The sequence below is a fragment of the Clostridium chromiireducens genome (assembly GCF_002029255.1).
Classification (GTDB): Bacteria; Bacillota; Clostridia; order Clostridiales; family Clostridiaceae; genus Clostridium; species Clostridium chromiireducens.
Genome location: NZ_MZGT01000132.1, coordinates 1 through 7,111 on the forward strand (window position 1 = coordinate 1; position 7,111 = coordinate 7,111).

5 protein-coding genes are annotated in these 7,111 nt (G+C 30.1%); all 5 read right to left on the bottom strand.

Features of this window, described 5'->3' with window-relative positions; all coding sequences use genetic code 11:
* Window positions 1–131 precede the first annotated feature (131 nt).
* From CLCHR_RS23500 to CLCHR_RS23520, 5 genes are read right to left on the bottom strand one after another with little or no spacing between them, the layout of a single operon-like run.
* Window positions 132–1,190, bottom strand: coding sequence for a sulfite exporter TauE/SafE family protein (locus CLCHR_RS23500; protein ID WP_079442360.1), 1,059 nt, complete (start codon window positions 1,188–1,190; stop codon window positions 132–134).
* A gap of 26 nt (window positions 1,191–1,216) precedes the next feature.
* A complete protein-coding gene (locus CLCHR_RS23505; protein ID WP_242966190.1) occupies window positions 1,217–3,511 on the bottom strand; it encodes a heavy metal translocating P-type ATPase in 2,295 nt (764 codons plus the stop codon).
* 12 nt (window positions 3,512–3,523) lie between these two features.
* Complete coding sequence (locus CLCHR_RS23510) at window positions 3,524–4,324, bottom strand: ABC transporter ATP-binding protein (protein WP_079442364.1); 801 nt, start codon at window positions 4,322–4,324, stop codon at window positions 3,524–3,526.
* Window positions 4,321–5,379 carry an ABC transporter permease gene (locus CLCHR_RS23515; RefSeq protein ID WP_079442366.1) on the bottom strand — a complete coding sequence of 353 codons (1,059 nt, stop codon included), beginning with the start codon at window positions 5,377–5,379 and terminating at the stop codon, window positions 4,321–4,323. The genes CLCHR_RS23510 and CLCHR_RS23515 overlap by 4 nt, the downstream gene beginning before the upstream one ends.
* 20 nt (window positions 5,380–5,399) lie before the next feature.
* Complete coding sequence (locus tag CLCHR_RS23520) at window positions 5,400–6,398, bottom strand: ABC transporter substrate-binding protein (protein WP_079442368.1); 999 nt, start codon at window positions 6,396–6,398, stop codon at window positions 5,400–5,402.
* Between the last annotated feature and the right edge of the window lie 713 nt (window positions 6,399–7,111).

A 7,111-nucleotide genomic window follows, 5' to 3' on the forward strand; every position in this document is an offset into this window, starting at 1 on the left:
GGTTGTACCAGCGACTGCATGGATTCCTATTGTAATGTTTATATTGCTATTATATTCCATACAAATATATTTAGTCAATAGTATTTTAATAAATTTTATATTATAGTATTATTATAGTATTATTTTTGTATCTATTTTATACTATCAACTATTATTATTTTACTTTTTATCATGCCCATTCCACATGTATATGCTATTTCACCTTTCTCGGTCGGTAGAAATTCAATGGTATTTTCTCCCTCTATAAGCTTACTATCAATATTGAGTTTGGGAATAACAATTTCATTATTACACTCATTTAAATTATCCTTTACTACCTTTATAGTCCATTTTACTGGTATATTTTTTTGAATACGTATCTCTGGAAATGAATATTTTTCAAGTTCCATAATTACATTTTGGCTATCTCCATTTATTAATGATGTATAAACCTTATTTGAACTTTTTGTTTCCATTTTCATCTCTACAGCATCAACTCCAAACAATGAAAGACCTCTATTTATTAATGAAAATCCTAAAATAAATACTAATGCAGCTCCAATTTTAGCAAGTTTAGCCGTATACCTTCTCCCTATATATGAATTTATAGCTCCAAAGATTAATAATACAGGAAGTGTACCTAATCCAAATAAGAACATGACTAAAGCTCCACTTATTATATTTTGGGTTCCTACTGAATATAATTGTACGATTTGGAGAGGTGCACATGGCATTATTCCACTAATCATCCCTAAAAATATCGCATCATATTTTCTTCCATGCCCAACTTTTCTTATGATTTTCAAAGAAGGATTTACATTAAATTTTCTTAAAAATTTTAAGAACCCCAACTGATTCATAGCTGTAGCTATCATGAATATTCCACCTATTATAGGAATAATACCTTTAAGGATACCAGTAAATCCAAATATACTCCCAATTCCTCCAGCAACTCCTCCGATTAATGTATATGATATTATTCTTAAGGAATTATATAATAAATATCCTCTTAATTTTTTCTTATCATCTGCTTCACTATCTAATACTTGAGATATTGTAAATCCTCCACACATGGCGATGCAGTGAAAAGAGCTCAATAATCCAAATATAAATATCATTCCATAGCTTGTACTTGTATTTAACTCTGGCAAATATTTAAGTAGTAAAATATTTTCAAAAAAATTTATAACTTCACTTACCCACTCACTCATATGTAATCCTCCTCTCTAATTACAGGCTATTTATTTTTTAAACACTTCTTTAAGCTTAATGAATTTAAAAGAACAGATAAAGAGCTAGCAGACATCGTAACTGCTGCGATTGCTGGAGTTAAATGCCCTGTAGCTGCAAAAGGAATAGCTATTATGTTATAAATAAAAGCAAAAATTAAATTCCCAACAATTTTTCTTCGTATCTTTTTTGCTTTCTTAATTACGCTTGGAATCGCAATCAAATTGTTCTTTAATATAATTACATCTCCTATTTCTATAGCTACATCCGTCCCATTTCCCATGGCGATATTGACATCTGCTATTGATAATGCAATCGCATCATTTATTCCATCACCTATCATGGCCACAATTTTCCCTTCGTTCTTTAATTTCTTAATTACTTCTCCTTTTTCATCTGGAAGCACTTCTGAAATAACATTAGCAATACCTACTTTATCTCCAATTTCTTTAGATGACTGCTTATTGTCCCCGCTTAGCATAACTATATCTATCCCTTTATTTTTTAGTTCTATGATTGCTTCCTTAGAACCTTCCTTTATAGTATCAGTTATAAATAATGCACATTTACAATCATTATTTATTGCCGCTACAATTACCGTTTTACTATAATCATAGCCTTTATTTTTCATCAGATTAATTAGCTGATTATCTATATAGATTCCTTGCTCCTTAGCAAATTTTTCAGTTCCAATAATTATTTCATTGCCTTTGTAAGAAGCAATTACTCCACGTCCAGGATTTGCCTTGAAGTTATTTGGATCTTCTAATTCCATTGAAATATCATTTTTGATTTTCTCGTATATAGCTTTACCTATTAAATGCTCTGATTTCTTTTCAGCAATAGCAATAAGTTTAAGAATTTTTTCTTTTTCCTTCGCACTATTATTGCCTACGAATATTATTTCATCAATAGTTAGATCACCAGTTGTAATAGTTCCAGTTTTATCAAATACTATTGTGTTTAATTTGCATATTTTTTCTATAATAGCGCTATTTTTTATTAATATCCCTTCCTCTGCAAGACTTCCCATCCCAGTTATGATGGCAGTTGGAGTTGCAAGACCCAGAGCACATGGACATGATACTACCAAAACAGCTACAGCATACATTATAGCTTTTGATAAAAAATATGAACTTCCATTTAAAATAATAAAATACCAAATTATAAATGTAGCTATTGAAATTAATATAATTAAAGGAACAAAAATACTGCATACTTTATCCACCAACATTTGAATTGGAGCTTTGCTATTTTGCGCTTCTTCTACTATCTTTAATATTTCCCCGAATTTTGTTTCACTTCCAACCCTTGTTGCTTCAAACTTAAAGGTTCCATACATGTTTAATGTAGAACCTACAACTTCATCTCCAATACTTTTTTCTACTAATCTACTTTCACCTGTTATCATTGATTCATCTACTGAAGAATTTCCATCGCATATTATGCCATCTACAGGTATTTTTTCTCCTGGCTTTACTATAATTTTATCCTTCTGCTTAACTTCTTCTATTGGAATATCTTTGTCTAATCCATCCTTTTCAATCCTGGCGGTTTTAGCTTGAAGTTTAATTAGAGATTTTATCTCTCTTGAAGTTCTTCCTTTTGTTATTTCCTCCAAATATTTTCCAAATAGAACAAGAGTTATAACAACCATAGAAGATTCATAAAAAACATTTTTCATTCCTGACGCATTTTTTGCTCCAAATAATGAAACATATAAACTATACAAGTACGTTACAGTTGTACCTATTACTATAAGTACATCCATATTAAAAATTTTAGACTTTAACGCAAAATAGGCTTTCTTATAAAATCTTGAACCTATTATAAATTGAACTGGTGTTGCTAATAAAAGCTGCAATTTCCAATCATGAAGAAATAGCGTTTTGTATCTTAAATTCTCTACTAACTTACCAAAACTAGATTTACTTAAAATATCAAACGATATGCAACAATCACTGGCTCCATTAAGTATCATCATTACTATCATTGGGCTTGTTAAAATAAATGATATTATCACCAAATTTCTTAACATAGTAACCTCACTTCTTTTGTTGCTGCTTTGTATAATTTTTTCATCAAGATCATATAAGTAGTACCCACTTTTTTTAAGTTTATCTTTTATCTTCGAAAGAGAAATTTTTTCATTATCATATTCAATATTTACTTTTTCATTAGCATAACCTGCTTGAATATTTATAACTCCGTCTAACTGTTTAATTGCATTCTCTATTATTATTGTACATAATGTACATGTCATTCCCTCTATTCTCATAGTAGTTTTTTCAATCAAAGGCATCACCTCATAAAACTATAAGTAATATTCTAAATCTTTAGACTTACTTACTAAATTTAGTTTTTCTAATATTTTTTTACGTAAAACAAGAAATTCATCACTTGTCCTATTTCTTGGTCGTCTTAATTTCACATTAATTATCTCTTCTATTTTTCCTGGTCTAGGAGACATTATTATAATACGATCACTTAAATACACTGCTTCATCCACATCATGCGTAACTAAAATCATTGTAGTTTCTCTTTCTTTCCACAATTCTAAGAGCTTATCTTGAAGCGTAAACCTTGTAAATGAATCTAAAGCTCCTAGTGGTTCATCTAATAATAAAACTTTAGGACTGTTAATAAGGGCTCTAACTAATGAAGCTCTTTGCGCCATTCCACCTGATATTTGATGTGGATATGACTTTTCAAATCCTTTAAGCCCAGCAATCTCTATATAGTGCGCGACCTCTTCTTTGTGTTCTTTATATATCTTTCTTGCCCTAAGACCTGCCGATATATTGTCTTCGATATTAGCCCAAGGAAATAGATTCGCTTGCTGGAAGACATATCCCCGTTCATGATTGGTTCCTTCAATTTTTTCGCCATCCAAAAACAGTTCACCTTCTTGAGCCTCATCTAACCCAGCAATAAGCCTCATAAGAGTTGTTTTTCCACATCCTGAAGGTCCTATGAAAGATATGAACTCTCCAGGTTGTATTTCAATGTTTATATTTTTTAGAGCTTCAACCTCATTTCCATTAGCATCGATATAAGTCCTATAAACATTTTTTACACTAATTGAGCCAAACTGTTTGCTATCTTCTTCTATCATTTTAACAACCCCTTTTGCCATGATAATACTCTGTCTCTAATTTTAAAAATAATTGCCATAACTACTGAAAAAACTATTGCCATTATTATTATTGAGGCATAAACTTTTGCATAATTAGACCACCCTTTTGCCCAGTTTATATACCATCCTAGTCCAGCCTTTGCACCAATCATCTCGGAAACCACTAAGGTTGCAAATGAGATTCCTGTAGCTGTATAAATTCCTGTAAAAATTGATGGCATTGCACCTGGAATCGCAACTTTAAACACTAAAAACTCTTCCTTAGCACCTAAAGTTCTTGCTGCTTCAAAGTATGATTTCGGTAAATTTTCGATTCCTGATGACGTCATAAATGCAACTGGAAACCATACGCAGATAACAATTAAGAATATTTGTGCATAAAAACTTGAAGGAAATATAAACATTACAATAGGAATCCATGCAGTCGCTGGTACAACCCCAATTATCTTTATTATTGGAAATATCCAATAATGCCATTGCCTATACCATCCTATTAATACTCCAGTTGTTATTCCCAAAATTGTTCCAATAGTAAAACCTATAACTAAAAGTCTCATTGAATGACCTGTGCTTACTACTAGCGTTCCATAATCCTCAACTATAACTTGAAGTATTTGAGCAAAGCTTGGAAAGAAAGGCAGAGGCAATGCATTTGATTTTGTTGTTAATAGATCCCATATTATTAGTACTAAACCTAATCCTGAATATAGCTGTGCATTATGATTTACTTTAGCTTTAATTTTAGAATTGAATAGCGCTATTACATTTATAACTATAAAATAAGCTATTAAAATCGTTAAAAAAAATCTGTATGGATCTAAAATTACACTTTGTTTTAATGGGATTATAAAACTAACAAGAAGTGCTAAGGCAAAGATTAAGATATTAATAATCCTCCACAATGTTGAGCTTGGCTTCCAGTATAGAGCATCAAATGGTTTTGACTTCACTTTAACCTTTCTTTCATTTCTTCTAAAATCAATAATATTAGTTGTATTTTCAGCTTTTATAATATTTGCTTCTTGTAAATTCATATACACAACTCCTATCAAATTTATTTGTTCAAAATATCATAATAAGTATCGTTAGCAAATTGTGTGGGATCTGTGTTATCTTTTAAGAATCCTGTCTTATCCAGCTTCTTTACAAAATAACTAATATCGTCCTTTGCACTATCTGTTGTATACTCAAAATCATAAGATTTAATTAACTCTGTTACGAGTTTAAGATTATCTGATGCTATATATTTTTTATCAATTTCTATCTTAGCAGCTTCTTCGGGATGTTCTTTTATCCACGCATCTGCCTTTTGATATGCTCTTGCAATAGCTTTAACCTTTTCTGGATTCTCTTTTATTTGATTTTCACCTGCATATAGGAAACAACAGCTTTTTCCTGCAAAAAGAGGATCAGTTGAAATATCAGTAAGCACCTTATATCCATTATTTTCGACAGCAAGTGTTCCAAATGGATCCCAGGCAGCAAAGGCATCTACTTCACCTTTACTAACAGCCTCATTTAATTGATCTAAAGGGTATGGTTTCCACGTTACTTCAGTTTGTGGATTTATTCCTGCATTAGCTAGGACAATTGTTGCAACTGACATAGGTGTACCTCCAATTTCATCAACACCTATATTCTTGCCTTTAAGATCTGCTGCAGTCTTAATCGGTGAATTTGGTGGTAATACAATTTTTATACATCCTTTATGTAATCCACCAATAATTTTTAAATTCATACCTTGTTGTATTGATGGAAACCACTGAAAATCTCCATTGGTTACAACAAATTCTCCAGTTGCAAGCCCAGTTTTATTTTCATCTAAAGTCCCACTAACAAGTTCAACATCTAAACCTTCTTCTTTAAAAAATCCCTTTTCGAAGGCAATATAAGATGGAGCTCCACAAACTGCTCCACTAAGAGCTTGTATTTTCAATTTTCCATACTTATATTCTGCATTTACTGATTGTGCAGTATTTTTTTGACAGCCTGTAATTGAAGAAGCAATTGCAAATACTAATGTTAGTGGTATTAACCTCTTTAAATTTTTCATATTATTTTTCTCCCCTCACTTAATACATAATTTATTTGTAAACTTTTCTTATAAATTCAAATTCAGCTTATATATAAGTTCCTAAATAAAACTTATATATAAGCCTAAAAACAATCTTCTAGCATCCTTGGATGCATATTATTTTTACTGAGTATCTAGGCATGGTATCACCTCCTTTAAGAAATCTAATATAAAACTATTTATTTTAGAGAAATTATGTTTTATGAACTTAAAAAATTCTTTCTATAAAAAGCAAAAGAGAATATATTCTTTTTAAAATATATCCTCTGGTTTTCCAGTCAGATTAATAGTATTCTTCAACTAAATAAATAATAAATCAATTTATCTCTTAATCCATATATAATTCCACTTATGATATATTTCAATACTTTCACTCCTCCATATAAAATATTTACCTCTTTACATTAATTACCCTGTTACTTTTAACGACGATAAAAGTATCGTCGTTAATATTTATTTAAGTAAACTTCTCATAAATTTTTTATATTCTTATACAAAGAAAGAGGATATACTTCTACGTTTAGAAGTATATCCTCTAGTTTTCCAGTCAGATTTACTAAATATAACAACAATCTATATCCGTTAATTCTTATAGAATTACTTTGCTTTGTTATAATATATTATTTTTATTTCTTTTTGTCAATAACTTTTATAAAAATTATAATTGAAAATTTATCATTAGATTCTTATTC